Genomic DNA, 17,683 nt, shown 5'->3' on the forward strand with positions numbered 1-17,683 from the left:
GTTCCCGGGGGCCGGGGCGGTGGTGACCGCATGACGGGCTGGATCCCTGTCGCGCTGCTCGCCGTGCCACTGCTCGGCGCCCTCCTGCTCGTCCTCTCGCCGCACACGTTCCGCCCCGTGCTCCGCGCGTACGGACTGTTCCTCTCGGGCGCCACGCTGGCCCTGAGCCTCCTGCTCCTGGTGATGTTCGACTACGGACGACCCGCCCAGGTGCAGTTCGAGGTCGACCAGCCGTGGATCCCCGGGCTCGGGCTGCGTCTCCACCTCGGCGTCGACGGCATCTCGCTGCCGCTGATCACGCTGACGGCCCTGCTCACGTTCCTGTGCTTCGTCTACCTGTGCTGGGGGCGTGCCCGGGCGTCGAGCCAGTTCATGCAGGCCAGGCCCAGAGCGCTCGTGTTCACGCTGCTCGTGCTCGAAGTCGGCATGATCGGTACGTTCCTCGCCCTCGACCTGCTGCTCTTCTTCATCTTCTTCGAGATCGTCCTCATCCCGATGTACTTCCTGATCGGCATCTGGGGCGGCCAGGGGCGCAGGGCGGCGTCGATCAAGTTCATCCTCTACACGCTGCTCGGCTCGGTCGTCATGCTGCTCGGCCTGCTGCTGGTATGGGCCCAGACCGGCACGCTCGACATCGAGGCCCTGAGCGCGTCCCACGGCGCGGGCATGTCCAGATCCGTGCAGATCCTGGCGTTCGTGGCGATCGGCCTCGGCCTGGCGGTGAAGACCCCCATGTGGCCGTTGCACACCTGGTTGCCCGACGCCCACACAGAAGCTCCCACCGTCGGCTCGGTGCTGCTCGCCGGGGTGCTGCTGAAGATGGGCACCTACGGCTTCGCCAGGATCGCCATCCCCGTCCTCCCCGAGGGAGCGATGGCCGTGGCGCCATGGCTGGGGGCGTTCGCCGTGGTCGGCATCGTGTACGGCGCCCTGGCCTGTCTCGCCCAGCGCGACCTGAAACGCATGATCGCCTACTCCTCCGTCGGTCACATGGGCTTCGTCCTGCTGGGCTTCGCCACCCTCACCCCCGTCGGCATCAACGGCGCCCTCTTCGCCAACGTCGCCCACGGCCTGATCACCGGCCTGCTGTTCTTCCTGGCCGGAGCGGTCAAGGAGCGCTACCTCACCGTGGACATCCCCGCGCTCGGCGGCGGCCTGCTGGCGACGCTGCCGCGGCTGGGCTCGGTGCTGACGTTCGCGGCGATCGCCTCGCTGGGGCTGCCCGGGCTGGCCGGGTTCTGGGGGGAGATGCTGGCGCTGCTCGGGGCGTTCCAGCCGGCGAACGGGCTGCCGCGCGGCCTTTTCCTCACGTACATGGTGATCGGGGGACTGGGCGCGGTCCTGACGGCCGCCTACTTCCTGGTCATGCTGTCCCGCGTCACCCACGGCCGGCCACGGGCGGCGGGCGCTCCCGGGGTGGCGGCACCGCACGCAACCGGGCCCGATGAGGGCCCGTCGGCCCCTGTGGACGACACCGGGACGCCGGCCGGCCTGGACGACCGCCTGATCCGCGCCACCCCCGACGAACGTCCTGTCGTGCCTCTCGGCCCGCCCGATGAAGAGCCGGTCACATCTCCCGGCTCGCCCGCCGTCCCCCTCGGCTCGACCGCGCGACACGCCACGACGGCCACCCTCGACCCGTACACAGGCGGCGTCGTGCCGCAGGGGCCGGGCGGTCGCGAGCCGGGGAGCGGCCGCGCGGTGTCGGCGGAGGACATCAGGAGCTACGAAGTGCTGGCCTGGACACCGCTGGTGATCCTGATCCTGCTCTTCGGCCTCTGGCCGGGCCTGCTGCTGTCGCTGACCACGCCGCCCGTGCAAGCCCTGCTGGGAGCCCTCTCATGATCCAGCAGATCGACTACTTCGCCATCGCGCCTCCTCTGGCGCTCGCCCTGGTGGCAGGGCTGGTGCTGCTGCTCGACGCGTTCCTGCCGGCCCGCCCGCGGACGAAGACCGGCCTGGGGCTCGTCACGCTGGCGGGCGTCCTGGTCTCCCTGGGCTTCGTGATCGCCCAGGCGGTCAGGGGCGGCCCGCCGCAGTCCACCTTCTGCGTCCCTCCCGGCCTCGCCGGCGGTCCCGCTCAGGCGGCGGGGCTGTGCTCGTTCGTCGTCGACAGGTTCACGCTGGTGTTCGCGGGCATGGTGCTCGTGGCCGCCGTGGTGGTCGTGCTGATGTCGATGACCGAGCTGGCGAGCGGGGCCATCCCCGTCGGCGAGTGGTACTTCCTGCTCCTGTGCACCCTCGTCGGCGCCGTGACCCTGCCCGCCTCCCGTGACCTGATCATGCTCGTCGTGGCGCTCGAGCTGGTCTCGCTCCCGGTCTTCGCCCTCACCGCGATGAAACGCTACGACGGCCGCTCGTCCGAGGCCGCCGTGAAGCTCTTCGTCGTCTCGGTCGTCTCGACGGCGATCATGCTGTTCGGCGTGTCCCTCCTGTACGGCATCGCGGGCACGGTCTACCTGTCCCGCCTGGGGGCCGTGCTCAGCGGTCGCGTGGCGGCGCCGGGCATGGCGGGGGACGCGGCACTGGCGACCGCGCAGGGCCTGCCCGCGGTGGTGACGGTCGGGGTGGTCCTCGTGGTGGCGGGCTTCGCCTTCAAGATCGCCGTGGTGCCGTTCCACTCGTGGGCCGCCGACGTCTACCAGGGCGCTCCCGTCCCGGTGGCCGCGCTGCTCTCGGTCATCTCGAAGGCGGCCGGGTTCGCGGGGCTGATCCTCGTGCTGGTCACCGCCCTGTCCGGGCAGGCCGCCACCTGGACGCCGATCGTGGGGATCCTGGCGGCGCTGACCATGACCGTGGGCAACCTGCTCGCCATGCGCCAGCGCTCCGCCGTACGCCTGCTGGCCTGGTCCTCGGTCGCGCAGTCCGGCTACATCCTGGCGCCGCTGGCGGTCGCGGCCACGTCGGGGGCGGTGAGCGCGTCCATGGCCTATCTGGTCATCTACGCGGCCATGAACCTCGGCGCGTTCGCCGTCGTCATGCTCGTGTCCAGGACGGCCCCCCGCAACGAGCTGGACGACTACCGGGGCCTGATGTTCCGGCGTCCGGCGGCGGGCATCGCGCTGGCGTTCTGCCTGGTCTGCCTGGCCGGTCTGCCCCCGGGCCTGGCCGGGCTCTTCGCCAAGGTCTTCGTCTTCCGCGAGATCATCGAGGGCGGCTCCGGCTGGCTGGCGCTGGTCATGGCGGTCAACACGGTGATCGGCCTCTACTACTACGCGATCTGGACCGCCCGCCTGTTCACCCCCGACGGCGGAAGGCAGCCGTCCCGGTATCGGCCGCCCGCCGCGGCCTGGCTGGCCATGGGGCTGGCGCTGGTGGCGGCCATCCTGTTCTCGATCGCCCCTCAGCTCGTCCTGGACATGACGTCCCTGTCGGCCTCGGGCTGAGCGCTTAGCCCCGACATACGCGACAAAGCCGACGAACAGCTGCCACCGCACGAACGGCGGCCACCGCTTGAAAGTCGCGCTCCGCCCCCATCTGAGCACGGCGGGGAACGAAGAGCCGGGTCATCATCGTTGGACCTGGTGAACCCACACCACGAAGGGGGGAACCTTGCACCACAACGGTCTGCGCACCGCCGTTCTGCTCGGCGGACTGTCGGCGCTGATTATCGCGGTGGGCGCGTGGTTGGGCGGCGGCACCGGTGTGCGGATCGCGTTCGTGCTCGCCCTGCTGAGCAATGGCGTCGCCTACTTCTTCTCCGACCGCATCGCGCTCTCGGCCATGCGGGCCAGGCCCGTCAGCGAGGTGGAGCAGCCCACCCTCTTCCGGATCGTCCGCGAGCTGTCCACCGAGGCCCGCCAGCCGATGCCCCGCCTGTACATCTCGCCGACGGTGCAGCCGAACGCGTTCGCGACGGGCAGAAGCCCGCGCCAGGCCGCGGTGTGCGTCACGTACGGCCTGACCCAGCTGCTGGACGAGGCCGAGCTGCGCGGAGTGATCGGGCACGAGCTATCACACGTGTACAACCGGGACATCCTCATCTCCTCCGTGGCCGGTGCGCTGGCCACGATGATCACCTGGCTGAGCTACATGGCCGTGTTCTTCGGCGGCTCGGACGATGACGAGGGGCCCGGCTTCGTGGGCGCGCTGCTGATGATGGTGCTCGGCCCGGTGGCCGCCGGGATGGTGCAGATGGCGATCTCCCGTACGCGGGAGTTCCAGGCCGACGAGGCGGGCGCCAGGCTCACCGGCGACCCGCTCGCGCTGGCCTCGGCCCTGCGCAAGATCGAGATGGGTGCCCGCAGGCTCCCGCTCCCCGAGAACAGCCGCCTCACCTCGGCCTCCCACATGATGATCGCGAACCCGTTCAGAGGCTCCGGCTTCGGCCGCCTGTTCTCCACCCACCCGCCGACGTCCGAGCGGGTCGCCCGCCTCGAGCGCATGGCCGGCTACCGCCGCTAGTGGGCCAGATGGGCAGGTCTCCGCGGCTGACCGAGGCAGAGCGCCGGCTCTGGAACGCCTTCCCCACGGGCGAGACCGTCGAGCTGGGCCCGTTCGAGATCGGCGCCAGCCGCAAGGCCGGAGCGAACGCGCCCAAAGACGGCGACACCTGGGGCCCCGACCGCTCGATCAGGGCCGAAGTGATCGCCTGGCTGCTGCTCGGCGCCCGCGATGCGGGCACCGGCTCGGTCCCCGCGGTACGCCTGCGCGGCGCGAGGATCACCGGCCGCCTTGAGATCGTCGGCGGCACGATCCCGCACGAACTCATCCTCGTCGGCTGCCACCTGGACGAACCCGTCCGCCTCACCGGCTCCACCACCCGCACCGTACGCCTGACCGACTGCAGCTTCCCCGGCTTCGTCGCCGCCGACATCCGCGTCGCCGGCCACCTCAGCCTCTCCGGCTCCGACATCACCGGCACCCTCCGCCTGAACCGGGCCCAGCTGGAGAACGGCCTGTGGCTGGGAGGCACGAAGGTGGTGGCCGACGACGACGAGGAATGGGCCATGTACGCCAACGCCATGGTCGTCGACTCCGGCATGTACCTGCGCAATGCCGACTTCACCGGCGGGATCAGCCTGCTCGGCGCCCGCCTGAACGGCGGTTTCTTCCTGGAGGGCGCAACCCTCCGCAATCCCGGAAAGGAAGCGCTCTATGCAGACAACCTGGTCGTCGAGGACGCCATGCGCTGCACCGACGGTTTCCTCGCGATCGGCTCAGTACGGTTACGAGGCGCACGAATCAACGGAACCCTCGCCTTCGGTGGAACCGTCCGGAGCCCCGACACCCTCTACGCCCTCCACCTGAGCCACATGGAGGCCCGCGAGCTCGACCTCAGGCCCGCGCAGCCCATCGATGGCGTCGTCACGCTGGCGCACACGAGGCTCGGCACGCTGACCGACCACCTCTCCACCTGGCCGGAGAAGCTGCGCCTGAACGGCCTTACCTACGACCGATTACGCGGCTCCGGCGTGCCCGAGCGGATCAAGTGGGTCACGCGCGACCCCGAGGGCTTCAGACCGCAGCCGTACGAGCAACTGGCCGCCTGGTATCTCCGTGACGGCAACGACGCGCTCGCCCGGCGTACCCAGCTGGCCAAGCTCCGCGCCCGGCGGCAGACGCAGGGGTTCGGGGGCCGTGTGTGGGGGCGGCTGCTCGACCTCGCGGTCGGCTACGGCTACCGCCCCTGGCTGGCGGGCGTGTGGTTCACGCTCCTCCTCGCGGTCGGAACGGTCGTCTTCGCCATCAACCCCCCGAGGGCCCTCAAACCCACGGAGAGCCCCGATTTCAACTCCTTCGCCTACACCTTCGACCTACTGCTCCCGATTCCCGCATTTGGGCAACGAGAGCTATTCGACCCGGCGGGATGGACGCAGTGGCTCGCGTACGGGCTGATCGTCTGCGGCTGGATCCTGGCGACGGCGCTGATCGCGGGCGCTACGCGGATTCTTCGCCCGCAATGATCTTCCGCATGATCGCCCCGAGGTCCTCGGGATAGACGATCTCCTCGGTGCCGTCCAGCTCGGCCACGGTCCACCACCGGTAGGCGGTCGTCGTGTCCTTCTCGATCTGCTCCATGTGATCGAACGACACGGCCGCGTCGGGGCCCACCCGGATGGCGAAGAAGCTCTGGTCCTGGGTGAAGGCGTACTGGCTCCAGGTGAACTCGATCAGCCCCGTCGCATGCGGCCCCGTGAACCGGTCGATCTCCGCCCGGATCCCGACCTCCTCGTACAACTCCCGCGCGGCAGCGTCCTCCAGCGTCTCACCCTCCTCCACGGCCCCGCCGATCGTGAACCAGAAGCGTTTTTCCGGCTGTGCTGGATCGAAGCCATGAAGCAGGAGGACTCGGTCTTGTTCATCGATGGGCAACACGCGTGCCGTGAACCGGCGCAGGGGGATCTTCGTCACGTTCCGAGCTTACGGCGGAAGCCTCACGAGACGCGTGATGCGTACCACCGACCCTCCGGCGGAACCCCGTACAGATGTGCCTACAGACTGGCCTACAGGCGTGGACGTGGCCGAACGTCCCCAACCGGGGCAGAGTCCGGCTGGCTGGCTGGCTGGCCGGCCCGAGGCACAGGTGAGACACGCGCTCTCACGAGCAACGCGCCCGGCCGTGTGCCTCGATGTCCCGCGGCGGTCTTCCAGCACCGATTCACCACTCAGAGCCGTACGGAGGGGCTCTGTCAGCGGTAGTTCACGAACTGCAGGGCGATGTCCAGATCCTTCCCCTTGAGCAGGGAAATGACATCCTGGAGGTCGTCCTTCTTCTTCGAGCTGACCCGCAGCTCCTCGCCCTGAATCTGGGCCTTGATCCCCTTCGGCCCCTCGTCCCGGATCAACTTGGAAATCTTCTTGGCGTTCTCCTGGTCGATGCCCTCCTTCAGGCTGACCAGCATGCGGTATTCCTTGCCCGACAGCTTGGGCTCGCCCGCGTCGAGGATCTTCAGCGAGAGCCCCCGCTTGACCACCTTCTCCTTGAACACGTCGAGCGCGGCACCCGCCCGCTCCTCGCTGTTCGCCTTGATCTCGATGTTGTTCTGCCCGGACCAGCTGATGCTCGCCCCGGTACCCTTGAAGTCGAAGCGGTGCCCGATCTCCTTGACCGTCTGGTTCAGAGCGTTGTCGACCTCCTGGCGGTCGATCTTGCTGACGATGTCGAAAGACGAATCGGCCAAAACACCCATCCTCTCAGCTGCGAAGGGAATCGGCCCGAGCCTGATAAGCGCGGACCCAGCGAACGAGCCTAGCCAGCATCGGCCCGCCGTGCAGGACCCCGACCCCCGTACGCAAAGAATCCCCTTTGCCAGCTCCGTCCACCCCCACCCCGCCCGCCCTCCGGGGCCCACCCCCGCCACCCCGCTCCGCGACACGCGGCCGGCGAACCGGGCGTGATGGCGCCTGTTTCGGGGAGGGAGCTAACCCGGGATCCGGCTCGGGACAAACCGGTGTCACGTACACCTCGGAAGTCCGCTATTCTTCTTTCTGTCGCCGCGAGAGCGGATGGCACGGCAGGTTGCCCGAGTGGCCAAAGGGAGCGGTCTGTAAAACCGTCGGCTCAGCCTACGCAAGTTCGAACCTTGCACCTGCCACCAGCAGTAAGTGCAGCTCAGAGGCCCTACGGGGCCTCTTCTGCATTTCGGGGGTATGCAGCCGGATGCCGTTGTGAGCGGCCGTTTGTCGGTGGTCACGGGACATACGCGGGATGGACCTGGGGACGTTTCCCCAGGTCGAGGCCCATGATCCGGAGTATGCGCCGGATGACGTGGCCCCTGCAACGTCGAAAGGCCCCGGGGATACCGGAGCCCTTCGAGTGGTGCCGTCCGTGATCTCATGCAGTGAGTACGTCCGCGATCCGCTGGTTGACGATCTCCTCCTGGCCGTCGATGCACTTGGCATAGACCCTGAGCAGGACGTCCACCCCGTGGCCGGCCCGGGCGGCTACCTCTGGAGCCGGTACACCGCCGTTGAGCCAGAGCGAGACGGCCGCGTGCCGCAGGTCATACGGCCGCCGCGCGAGCGGTGAGGCAACCTGAGCCGGTGTGAGGGCGAGGGTGCGGGCTTCCTGCCAGACCTCGGTGTAGGCCGTCGAGGCGACCACGCCGCCGCGCTCACTGCGGAACAGCCGTCCGTCAGGCGCGACACCGAACTCTTCGATGTGTTGCCGAAGGATCTTGACCAGTTCCGGCGGGATGGGGATGCGGCGGACGTCGTCCTCGCCCCGATGCTTGAGGCCGCGCAGCTCGTGAGCGTCCCCGCTGTCGGTCCAGCGGCGGTTCACCTCGGGGCGCGAGCCGTCGAGCGTGAGCCGTCCCCAGCCGTCCGCCGGGAGGTAGCAGTCCTGCTCGCGGAGGCTGACCGCCTCACCGGGCCGGAGGGCGGCGAAGTACATGCAGGCGAACATGCCCATCAGCCGACGCCCCCGCCCCTTCCCGTCACGCTGGCGCTTGCCCACGTAGGTGAGCGCCACGAGGAGTTCCCTGGCCTGGCGAGGGTTGACCACGACCCGCGGATCCACGGTCTCGGTAGTCTTCGGGAGCTTCCACTTGATCCGGTGCAGCGGGTTTGACGGCAGCTCTTCCAGCTCTACCGCGTACTCGAAGACGTGGTGCAGGACAGCGCGCTTCCGCCTGATCGTGTTGGCGCCGGCCTGCTTGCCGTCGAGGCGGAGGGCGAGGGCGTCAAGAGCTGGGCGGACGGCCTTGGTCTCGTTGAGGTCTGCCATGTTGAGCGATGCGGCCTCCAGCCAGCGGACGGCACGCGCGATATCAGCAGGCATGGCAGGCTGCTTCCCCTCGGGCAGCAGCACGTAGTGGCGCAGGGTCTTGCGGAGGAGCGCGGCATCCGGGCGTCCGGCCTTTTCCTTCGTCAGTGCCGGGAGAGCCGTCGCCAGGGCGTCGGACATGCTGTCTCGGCTCTTGGCAGCCGCGTACGGCCAGCGCGCCTCAACATAGGCCTTCACGAAGTCGAGGACCGTCCGCGCGTCCTTGGCTTTGGTCATCGACTCGGGGAGACCGGTCTCCAAGTCGAATGCCTCACCGTGTCTTGCGGCCTGTCGTAGGTCGGTGAGGAAGCTCTCGCCGAGGGCCTTGGTCTTGTAGGTCTTGGACTTCTCCCGGCCGCCGACCTTCCAACGCACTTCGTAGGAGGGTGACTTGCTGGACTTGTTCCGCCGGATCTCCCAGAACTTCACGTCGTACGAAGTGGTCATGCGGCGCTCCGGAGGGATTCGAGCCAGGCGTTGAGGTCGCTGCGGTAGATGCGGAGTTCGCCGTTGGGCAGACGGATGCCGTCCGGCGCCTTGCCAATCTCACGCCAGCGGTAGAAGGTGCGGCGGGAGACGCCGCCGAGCTCGTCGAGGACCTGGCGGACGGTCAAAAGTTCGTCGTGCTTGGTCATGCGGCCCTCCCCAGGTCCTCGGTTGCCGAAAGGTCTTGGCCGTCTGCTCTGGCTTCCAGTTCGCGGAGGTGGGCGCGCCAGCGTTGGCGTTCGTGGACGGATCGGAGGAGTCTGGCGGCGAGGGGTGGCACGTTGGCGTCGCCGGCCGGGACGGGCCGCCAGATGTAGCGGTGTGGGTCGGTGGGCTCGTCGGCCTGGCCGAGGGCTTCCAGGACCCAAGTGCGGCGGTCCTGCTTGTGTTCGGCGAGGGTCTTGTTGCTCCACTTGCGGGAGACCAGGACCCGGCGTCCGGCATAGCCGAGGTGGTCGGGCTTGTGGGCTTTGCCACGGCATCGGCCGGGGTGCATGCCGGGCTTGGCGTCCTTGGGCTGGATGCCGTAGCGGAGCCAGTTCGGGCAGGTCGCCGAGCACGGTTCGTAGCGAAGGGCATCGAGCATGCGGGCGGCATGTTGCTGCTGGGCCTGGCCGCCGTCGAGGGCGTCGCCGAGTGACTTGGTGAGGTACTTGGACAGGTAGCGGATGCACTGGTCGGCGTCCGGGGTGCCCGCGAGCATGCCTTGGACATCGACCTGTTCGCCGAAGCGGATCACGTGGAGCGGTTCGGCGTCTTCGTCGAGCGTGTCGAGGGCTTCGTCCCAGGTGGGCAGAACTTCCCCGGTGACCGGGTCGAGGTAGCCGGCCTGCTCGTCCCAGACGGGCAGGTGGTCACCGTCGAAGCGCACTTTGTCAGCCTGGGGCCACCAGACCTGGTGGTAGGTGGCGGCGGCTATCTGCTTGATTTCGGCGCGTGGGAGGGTGCCGCGGATGGCCATGTGCAGGTGTGGGGCGAGCCGCTTCTGTGGCTCGACCGAGGCGAAGTACTGCACGTCATAGCCCGCGACGCGGCGCAGATTCTGCACGAAGCGATCCACGAGCTTGGAGAAGTGCAGCGCGTCTCGCGCGGCACGCTGGTAGTCGTAGGTGCCGGGGTCGATGGGTACGCCGTCGCGAACCTTGCCGTAGGAGGGCAAGGTGAGCGTGACGAACAGGGACGGCCGGTAGACCTTGCCGCCTGCGCCCTGGAAGGTGCGTCCCAGGGTGGTGTGGGCCATCTTGCGCTTGGGCAGGTCCGGCGCGTCCTGTCTCCGCCGGGTGGAGCGCGAGCGCTTGGCGGCCGTACGGCCGAGGACATTGCCGCGCATGCCTGCGGCGTTGATCTCCTCGTCCAGGCCCGCGATGATCGCATCCAGTTCGGTGGTGTCGTCGCCGGCCTTTTCGGCGGCGTCGCGCTGGGCTTGGTAGTCGGCGCGGAATTCCACCAGCCAGCGCTGTTCCTCGTTCGGCTCGTCGGGCGTGATGGCGGGTTCGGCGTCGAGGTGCCAGCCCTCGCGGCATTGGGCCTTGCGGAGCTGCTTGTTGCGCTTGGCGCACGGTGGGCACTTGCTGTCGAGGGTGGCCCCGCACGGCACGTCGATGATCTCCCACTTGCCGGTGACGACGTCGAGGCGCTTGAGCGGGACGGGCCGGATGCAGACGCCGTGTTGCTTGGCGACCTCTACGAGCACGTCGCGGGCCATCGGCATGGCCTGGCGGACGGCACGGGGGAGGGCGCGGTCGTGCGGGTGCGTCATGGGGTCCTCCCTTCGTCGGTGGTCTCGGTCATCAGGGCGCAGAGCCGGTAGTGGTCGTGGAAGGCGTTGGCGTGGACGTGGGGGTGGTAGAGCTCGAAGACCCGCATGCGGGGCAGATCACGCGCGGCCAGCAGGACCATGAGCGGACGACCTACGACCAAGCTGATCTCGTCGGCGGTGCCGTGGAAGCAAACCTTCACGCGGCCTCCCCGCGGAAGGCGTCGACCATGGCGCGGATGTCGTGATCGGAGACGTAGGCGGCGCGGACCCGGATGGGTTCGGGGCTGGTCTCCAGCCGGACGTAGCCGACGCCCGCGCCCTGCTCCGGGACGGGTGAGATGTGGTCGGCGAGTGCCCCCCGGTCGCGTGCGCCGTCGCCGAGGACCATGTCCACCTGCTCGGACTCGTCCAGGCGGAGAGCGATCTTGTCTGGGAAGAGGTTGCGGACGTTCATGACCTCTTTGCGGGGATCCTGGAGCGCGGCCAGGACGCCGACGCCGACCGCGCGGCCTTGAGTGGTCAGGGTGGCCAGGGCAGCGGAGATGCGCTGTCTGAGCTGCCGGTCGGACTGATAGGCGGTCAGGAACGCCACCTCATCGACGACGACCAGGACGAACGGGTCCTCAACAGTAGGGATGTGGGAGCGCTGGGATCCGGCGAATCGAGCCGCCCGTTTCTGCATGACGCTCACGGCCTCGTCGAGCAGGTCGGCGCATTCCTCGGGCGTGGCCGCGTACCGATCGCCGAACAGGTCGCGGCCGTAGGGCAGTTCCATGAGCTTGGGATCCAGCGCCCACAACTCGACCAGGCCCGCGCTGACGGCCGGGAGAAGGGAGCGGATGACGGACCAGATGATCGACCCCTTGCCGGCCCCGGTCGCGCCCGCGACAAGGACATGCGTGCCGTGTACCTTGAGCCGCCACGGCCGCCCGTCCTCGCCTTTGCCGATCTCGACCGGCCCCACGGTCGGCTCCTCTGGGATATCGAGCGCTGGGAGGGGTGAGGCGAGGGGGTCGCTGCGCGGGAAGGTCAGCGTCAGCCATCCAGCGCGGGACACCGCCACGCGGCACGACTTCGCGCCGAAGCCTTGGGCCAGGTGGTCGAGGCGATCCGCCCAGTCCTTGACGGTCTGGCCCTTGAGCATGCGTACGGTGACCAGGTCGGCCCACGAGGTGCAGGTGACCTTGCCCAGCCGGGGGAGGTAGTCCCGGCCCCGCAGGTGACGGCCGAGACCGGAGACGATCATGACGGGTTGCCAGTGCCGCCGGTAGATCCAGATGAGCCGCCACCAGGCCAGCAGCCGGTAGCCGACGAGACGGGCGAATGACGGCCGGTCGAGGAACGCCCACGAGGTCAGGGCCAAGACGATCGTCCCGGACAGGGCCGCTGCCAGTGGCCAGCCGTAGAAGTACCAGACAGCGCCGAGAGCGGTCGGGATGAGGGCCGCAATCGGGTGGCGCCAGACCGTGCGGACGAGCCTGGCGACCGTGCGAACGACGAGAATGACGATGGTGAGGAGGGCGGGTGTGGTGACGACGGCCGGGCGGAAGACGACGGCCGTGTCGGGCGTGGTGGAGACGAGGTTGCGCGCCTCGTCGCCAGGCAGCCGCTTGAACATAAGCTGGGTACCTCTCGTGATGTGGAGTCAGGGGAGAACCGAGGGGCCGCCGGAAGTTGCCGCTTCCAGCGGCCCCGCCTCTTGCGTCAGGCCGCCGAGTCTCCGGCGTCCTCGGCCGACTGCTCGGCGTGCAGGTGCTCGCAGTCGGCTAGGTAGCGAGCGGCGGCGTTGAAGATCTCGCGGGCGGTGGTCAGGTCGGCTTCGGTGACTGGCCCGGCTCCGGTGGTGGAGATGTGCACGTTTGCCTCGGTGGAGTAGAGCTCCAGGTACGGGCGCGGGCTGCTGAGCAGGAGGCCGGCGCGGACCTTGAGGCCGGGCGTGTGGAAGGAGACGCCGACGTGCGGCGTGGACTCCGGTCGCAGGGACAGGGTGACGTAGGTGTACGGGTGGGAACTCATGCCGCGACCCCCTGTCCGTCGGGCAGGCCGTAGAAGCTGCGTTCGACGGAGCGGGCGAAGCGGTGGGCCGCGTGGGCGAGCTGGCGGGCGAACTCCAGGTCCTCCACCGTCACCGGGCCGTCCGTGGTGACCAGGACGGAGGTGGCGCCGAAGTCGAGCGCCAGGACGGGCTCACGGCGGGCGAACGGGTGGCTGAGCGTGCGGGCGGCGTGCCCGGTGGTCAGCCGGATCACGCTGTTGCGCGGCGTACGGCGTCGGGTCATTTAGGCGGCATCCTTTCCGGCCGAAGCCTTGTTCTGGGCGGGCTGGGCTTGCTGGCGGGGTGCGTGCATCTCGCGGACCTTGATCGAGTACGCGAGGCGACCGGCCGCGTTGACGTACGGCGTGACCGTGATGCCGTCGAACGCGACCGGCGTGAACGGCAGCCCCGGCATGGGTTGCGGGGGCACCGGCTGGACCGGCGCGAGGATCTTGACCGCCACCGTCTTTTGGGCGGGCTTGAGGGTCGGGTCACCGTCCATGACCGCGACCTGCCAGATCAGCTCGGCGGTCTGCTTGTCGCGGGCCTGCACGAACCGGCCGTTGGACGAGGCGTCGAAGTCCTTGACGGGCTCGACCTCGCCGACGATGTAGCAGCCGTGCGGGAAGACCATGGAGTAGGTGACGGGGATCGGTCCCTGGATGGCCATGTGGTTCCTCTCTCTAGCGGAGGACAGCTGTTCGTTCGCTCGTCCACTTGTCCGCATGAGTTGAGAGTAAGAGATCGCAACTCGTCCGCACAAGTGGTTGAGCGGTAAATGGCGGGTAAGAGTTAGCTCACCTTGAAGACATCTTCGAGCTCGTGCAGAGTCCCGGGCAGTGCCAGGCTCACCACCATCAGCACGTTGCCGGCCGGATCGTGCACGGTCGCCAGCACGCCGAGCACCGGGTTGGACGACCCGAGCAGCTCGGCTTCGTCCTGGGTGGGCTTACGCGCGCTGACTCGTTCGGTGATGTGGTCGAAGCGCAGATGCTTGACTGACTGGAGATGCTGGCGGATGCCCCGCCGCAAGGGCTCGGGCTTGTCCAGGTCGGTGCCGATGGCATGTTCCAGCGGCACCCAGATGGTCTCTACCGCTGAGATCACATCGGCTTGCCGCGCCACTCTCTTCCGCGCGATCAGCGGAGTTCCCTCGGCGACACCCAGCAGGCGCGCGACATGACGGGGAGCCGGTACGCGCCCCGCCTCCAGGACCGCATCAGGATCCTCGCCCTGCTCGGTCGTGCCCAGGCTGGGGCGTACGGTCTCGGCCGGGCTCTGGGGCCGGCCTTTGACGAACGACCCGCGTCCGTGCTCGCGTTCGATCCACCCCTGCATGGCGAGGGTCTGCAGGGCACGCACGACAGTGGTCCGGCCGACACCAAGCTCACGCACAAGCTGCGTTTCGGACGGCAGCATGTCGCCCGGGGCGTACTCGCCCGATTCGATCCGTTCCTGAATCGTCCGCATGACCTGCGCGTACTTGGGTGGGGCGAAATCCATGCCCATCTCAACCGCCCGTTCACTCTTCCACTTGTGCGCATAAGCACAGTACCGGCTGAGGCAACGCCTGTCAGCGGCCCTGATCCAAAGGACAGCAGGATGTAGCCCGCTCAGGAGCCCTTCACCAGAGCGACACATCTGGAACAGGCCCTCGATGCGGTGGCGGAGAACGGCACCGACCAGCCGCACATCGGCAACGGCCCTGCCGACGCCGAACACACCGCCGTCTTGGCGCCCGGCTCCACGGCATGCAGCACCACCGTTTGCCCCGTCTTCCTCCACCCGGTCACGTACGCCGGGGGAGCGGGCACGTCGACCAGCTCTTTCAGATCGAGGTCATCCCACCGCAGCGACCAGCGCCGTACGCCACCCGGCAGCTCCCAGTCATCACCGTCGAGCTCGACCAACGCCGTCGTGCCACTGCTCAGCACCGCCACCACCACACCCTCACGCCCGAGCAACTCCGAACGATGAGCACGCGTGGACGCATGACTGTGCAGCGTGTCCACGATCGTCGCCCGCCACCCGACCCGCGACGACACTGCCGGACTCACAACGGCTCCACGGTCCAGACGGAGCGGAGTTCGGCGTAACGCCTGGCGATCCGGCGAGCCGCCCGGAACGGATCATCCGTCGGATGCCACGCGTAAATGACCCGGTGACGCTCTGGATTCCACCCGGTACGCCACCAGAACCGCCCGCCGTCGCACCAGACGACCAGCCCCACCCAGACCGAAACCAACGCCAGCCCATAACCATCATGGACATCGGCATTGATTCCGTCATAACGCAATTCCTGCTGGAGCAGCTCGGCCGACCGGAAGGGATCGACGTTGATCAGCATCGGGGCGCTCATTTGGCAAGCCGCTCAAAAAGGATGTACCCCGCCCGATCGAGGTAAGCGCGGAAGATAAGACGGCTTGACACAGCGTCAGGACCTGCGCCGAAGTCATAGACCTTGTGGACGATGGTGCCCTGAACGGAGGCGTCACCGGGGATGCGGCGCATCGCCTTACGCAGCTCATCCATCGCGGTGGCCTGGAACCCTGAGGACCCGCACGGCCCCAGAACGTCACCCTCCTGCGTGGGGATGCGGACTTCCCAGTCGAACCGCTCCTGCGGCGTCTCGGCCGGCCCCTGGCAGTGCAGGCATTCTTCCTGGGCGGAAGCCGCCAGGCCCATCCCCGCGGCCGTCGCGTGTCCGCGCCGGGTGACGATCTTCCATCCCCGTCCGTCGCACTCTGTGCATCTGACTGGCGTTGTCATGCCGGACAGCATGATTGCCCATACTTTTCAGACCTATCCCACGCTGATATACGACCCTTGGATATAGGCTCCGCCGCGCGAGGGAATGCATCATCCGGGCGCTAAAGCCGGAGGTCAGCAATGCAGAATGGCGCGTTCGACCCCATTGAACTACCCGTCACGGTCTGGGAACAGGAACAGACCCGGGAGATTCTCAGAAAGCGCGACATTGCCGGACTTTTCGGTATAGCAGGCAAATACGGCGCCAGCCAGGTCCGCATCGGCACCGCCACCGGCCTCGGCCAGCCCCGCGTCAACGCCATCCTGCACGGCAACGGCACCATCAAAGAACTCGCCGTCATCGAACGCATCGCCGCCGGCCTACGCCTGCCCGATCACGCCCGCATGCTCCTCGGCCTAGCCCCGCTCGACACCGCCTCACCCACCGGCGACCACGACGACGCACACGAAGAACAAACCACCGAACTCCTCAGCCGCCTGGACGCCGCCGCAGTAGTGGACGCCACCACGGTCATGATCCTGCGCACCGACACCAACAACCTGCGCCTACTGGACCGCCGCCTCGGAGGCCCCGCCATCGCCGACAAGATGCACGCCCAAATGGCCCAGATCCAACGCGCCCACCGCCACGCCATCCGCCCCGGCCTCCGCGCCCAGTTGGCCCACCTCCTCGCCGAGACCGCCTCACTCGCAGGCTGGCAGGCCATCAACACCCTGGCACTCAACGACGCCTGGACCCACTACGAACGCGCCAAAGCCGCCGCCTATGAAGCCGACGACCCAGCCCTACTGGCCTACGTCTCCGGCGAACAGGCCTACGTCCTCATGGAACTCGGCCGCCCCGCCGAAGCCACCGAACTCCTCCAGCACGTCCACCAGCAGCACCGCCACCACGTACCGGGACGCCTCCGCACCTGGCTCTCAGCCGCCGAAGCAGAAGCCGCCGCCATCCTCGGCGACGAGACCACCTGCCGCGCAGCCCTCGACCAAGCCACCATCCTCCTCCCCGAAGGCGACAGCGACCCGGACATGCCCTACCTGTCCATCAACGCCCACCACATAGCCCGCTGGCGCGGCAACTGCCTCGTCCGCTTCGGCGACCCCGACACCGCCGAAGACCTCCGCTCAGCCCTGGCCGGCATGGACGGCACCTACAACAGAGCCGAATCCGGCGTCCGCTGCGACCTCGGCCACGCCCTCCTCGCCCTCGGCAACCCCGACGCCGCCCAACCCCACATCCAACGTGCTCAACAACTGGCCACCATGACCGGCAGCCGCCGCCAACGCCGGCGCATCGACGACCTGTCCAAAGCCGTCAACCGCGCCCTCGGCCGTTGAGCCACACCTGAGCCTGAAGCAACCCGATCAACGTCCCCGACGTCCAGATATCCCCGCGTGCAATCATCTCCGGGACTTCACTCATGGGGATCCACTCAAGCCGGTCGGCCTCCACCTCACCCTCAGGCTTACCCACCTGCTCGGCCCCACGCCCCACGAACAGGATGTGCTCGGAGTCGACCATCCCCGCCATCGGCTGATACGACACCAGACGCTCAAGACCCGCTGGCCGATACCCGGTCTCCTCCTCCACCTCCCGCAGAGCCGTCACCATCGGATCCTCACCCGACTCGATCAGCCCACCCGGAAGCTCCCACCCCCACCGATCGAATACGAACCGATGCCGCCACATCATCAACACACGATCCTGCTCATCCAGCACGACAGCGATTGCGGCACGATCCAGATGCACGACGTGATGTTCGAACCGCTCCCCGCCCGGGATTTCCACGTCGGCCAGTCCCAATCGGATCCACCGGTTGTCATAGAGCAACCGCTCCCCGTGCACGACCCAGCGCGTCAGCTCAGCGTCATCACTCACACCGCGAAGCTACCGCCTCAGTCTCCCGCAGTACACAGCTTCATC

General features: G+C 68.3%; 20 protein-coding genes and 1 tRNA gene. 6 read left to right on the top strand and 15 right to left on the bottom strand.

Going from position 1 to position 17,683, the window contains the following annotated elements:
- Positions 1 to 30 precede the first annotated feature (30 nt).
- From ACBJ59_RS35840 to ACBJ59_RS35855, 4 genes are all read left to right on the top strand, one after another.
- Positions 31 to 1,845: a NuoM family protein gene (locus ACBJ59_RS35840; RefSeq protein ID WP_375114617.1), complete on the top strand. Its 1,815-nt coding sequence runs from the start codon at positions 31 to 33 to the stop codon at positions 1,843 to 1,845.
- Positions 1,842 to 3,386 carry an NADH-quinone oxidoreductase subunit N gene (locus ACBJ59_RS35845; RefSeq protein ID WP_375114618.1) on the top strand — a complete coding sequence of 515 codons (1,545 nt, stop codon included), beginning with the start codon at positions 1,842 to 1,844 and terminating at the stop codon, positions 3,384 to 3,386. Before ACBJ59_RS35840 ends, ACBJ59_RS35845 begins: the two co-directional genes overlap by 4 nt.
- A gap of 166 nt (positions 3,387 to 3,552) precedes the next feature.
- Positions 3,553 to 4,404 (top strand): zinc metalloprotease HtpX, encoded by an 852-nt coding sequence (htpX, locus tag ACBJ59_RS35850; protein WP_364130460.1) that lies wholly within the window; start codon positions 3,553 to 3,555, stop codon positions 4,402 to 4,404.
- Between the two features lie 8 nt (positions 4,405 to 4,412).
- Positions 4,413 to 5,906 carry a hypothetical protein gene (locus ACBJ59_RS35855; RefSeq protein ID WP_375114619.1) on the top strand — a complete coding sequence of 498 codons (1,494 nt, stop codon included), beginning with the start codon at positions 4,413 to 4,415 and terminating at the stop codon, positions 5,904 to 5,906.
- On the opposite strand, the gene ACBJ59_RS35860 is transcribed toward ACBJ59_RS35855, so the two are convergent.
- Complete coding sequence (locus tag ACBJ59_RS35860) at positions 5,881 to 6,354, bottom strand: NUDIX hydrolase (RefSeq protein ID WP_375114620.1); 474 nt, start codon at positions 6,352 to 6,354, stop codon at positions 5,881 to 5,883. The two genes, ACBJ59_RS35855 and ACBJ59_RS35860, sit on opposite strands and share 26 nt — an antisense overlap.
- A gap of 278 nt (positions 6,355 to 6,632) precedes the next feature.
- Positions 6,633 to 7,124, bottom strand: a complete 492-nt coding sequence (locus tag ACBJ59_RS35865) for a YajQ family cyclic di-GMP-binding protein (protein WP_187414195.1) — start codon at positions 7,122 to 7,124, stop codon at positions 6,633 to 6,635.
- Between the two features lie 332 nt (positions 7,125 to 7,456).
- Here ACBJ59_RS35865 and ACBJ59_RS35870 point away from each other — a divergent pair.
- Positions 7,457 to 7,541, top strand: a tRNA-Tyr gene (locus ACBJ59_RS35870).
- 236 nt (positions 7,542 to 7,777) lie between these two features.
- Here ACBJ59_RS35870 and ACBJ59_RS35875 read toward each other — a convergent pair.
- From ACBJ59_RS35875 to ACBJ59_RS35930, 12 genes are all read right to left on the bottom strand, one after another.
- Complete coding sequence (locus tag ACBJ59_RS35875) at positions 7,778 to 9,157, bottom strand: tyrosine-type recombinase/integrase (protein ID WP_375114621.1); 1,380 nt, start codon at positions 9,155 to 9,157, stop codon at positions 7,778 to 7,780.
- Positions 9,154 to 9,345 (bottom strand): helix-turn-helix transcriptional regulator, encoded by a 192-nt coding sequence (locus ACBJ59_RS35880; protein ID WP_375114622.1) that lies wholly within the window; start codon positions 9,343 to 9,345, stop codon positions 9,154 to 9,156. The genes ACBJ59_RS35875 and ACBJ59_RS35880 overlap by 4 nt, the downstream gene beginning before the upstream one ends.
- The gene (locus tag ACBJ59_RS35885; protein WP_375114623.1) at positions 9,342 to 10,955 is read right to left on the bottom strand and encodes a replication initiator; all 1,614 of its coding nucleotides are present in this window, start codon (positions 10,953 to 10,955) and stop codon (positions 9,342 to 9,344) included. The genes ACBJ59_RS35880 and ACBJ59_RS35885 overlap by 4 nt, the downstream gene beginning before the upstream one ends.
- Positions 10,952 to 11,155 carry a hypothetical protein gene (locus tag ACBJ59_RS35890; RefSeq protein WP_375114624.1) on the bottom strand — a complete coding sequence of 68 codons (204 nt, stop codon included), beginning with the start codon at positions 11,153 to 11,155 and terminating at the stop codon, positions 10,952 to 10,954. The genes ACBJ59_RS35885 and ACBJ59_RS35890 overlap by 4 nt, the downstream gene beginning before the upstream one ends.
- Positions 11,152 to 12,573, bottom strand: a complete 1,422-nt coding sequence (locus ACBJ59_RS35895) for an FtsK/SpoIIIE domain-containing protein (protein WP_375114625.1) — start codon at positions 12,571 to 12,573, stop codon at positions 11,152 to 11,154. Before ACBJ59_RS35895 ends, ACBJ59_RS35890 begins: the two co-directional genes overlap by 4 nt.
- A gap of 86 nt (positions 12,574 to 12,659) precedes the next feature.
- Entirely contained in the window at positions 12,660 to 12,971 is a 312-nt protein-coding gene (locus ACBJ59_RS35900; protein WP_375114626.1) for a hypothetical protein, read from the bottom strand.
- Entirely contained in the window at positions 12,968 to 13,234 is a 267-nt protein-coding gene (locus ACBJ59_RS35905) for a hypothetical protein (RefSeq protein ID WP_375114627.1), read from the bottom strand. Before ACBJ59_RS35905 ends, ACBJ59_RS35900 begins: the two co-directional genes overlap by 4 nt.
- Positions 13,235 to 13,660: a plasmid replication, integration and excision activator gene (locus ACBJ59_RS35910; protein WP_375114628.1), complete on the bottom strand. Its 426-nt coding sequence runs from the start codon at positions 13,658 to 13,660 to the stop codon at positions 13,235 to 13,237.
- Between the two features lie 122 nt (positions 13,661 to 13,782).
- A complete protein-coding gene (locus tag ACBJ59_RS35915) occupies positions 13,783 to 14,499 on the bottom strand; it encodes a GntR family transcriptional regulator (RefSeq protein WP_375114629.1) in 717 nt (238 codons plus the stop codon).
- Between the two features lie 104 nt (positions 14,500 to 14,603).
- Positions 14,604 to 15,002: a hypothetical protein gene (locus ACBJ59_RS35920; protein ID WP_364666906.1), complete on the bottom strand. Its 399-nt coding sequence runs from the start codon at positions 15,000 to 15,002 to the stop codon at positions 14,604 to 14,606.
- Between the two features lie 41 nt (positions 15,003 to 15,043).
- A complete protein-coding gene (locus ACBJ59_RS35925) occupies positions 15,044 to 15,337 on the bottom strand; it encodes a hypothetical protein (protein WP_375114630.1) in 294 nt (97 codons plus the stop codon).
- 8 nt (positions 15,338 to 15,345) lie between these two features.
- Positions 15,346 to 15,759 (bottom strand): hypothetical protein, encoded by a 414-nt coding sequence (locus tag ACBJ59_RS35930; RefSeq protein ID WP_364666911.1) that lies wholly within the window; start codon positions 15,757 to 15,759, stop codon positions 15,346 to 15,348.
- 120 nt (positions 15,760 to 15,879) lie between these two features.
- On the opposite strand from ACBJ59_RS35930, the gene ACBJ59_RS35935 reads away from it, so the two are divergent.
- Complete coding sequence (locus ACBJ59_RS35935) at positions 15,880 to 17,097, top strand: XRE family transcriptional regulator (RefSeq protein WP_375114631.1); 1,218 nt, start codon at positions 15,880 to 15,882, stop codon at positions 17,095 to 17,097.
- Here the strand turns inward: ACBJ59_RS35935 and ACBJ59_RS35940 are convergent.
- Complete coding sequence (locus tag ACBJ59_RS35940; RefSeq protein ID WP_375114632.1) at positions 17,075 to 17,638, bottom strand: NUDIX hydrolase; 564 nt, start codon at positions 17,636 to 17,638, stop codon at positions 17,075 to 17,077. The genes ACBJ59_RS35935 and ACBJ59_RS35940 overlap by 23 nt on opposite strands.
- Positions 17,639 to 17,683 lie beyond the last annotated feature (45 nt).

Source organism: Nonomuraea sp. MTCD27, assembly GCF_041950495.1.
GTDB lineage: Bacteria > Actinomycetota > Actinomycetes > Streptosporangiales > Streptosporangiaceae > Nonomuraea.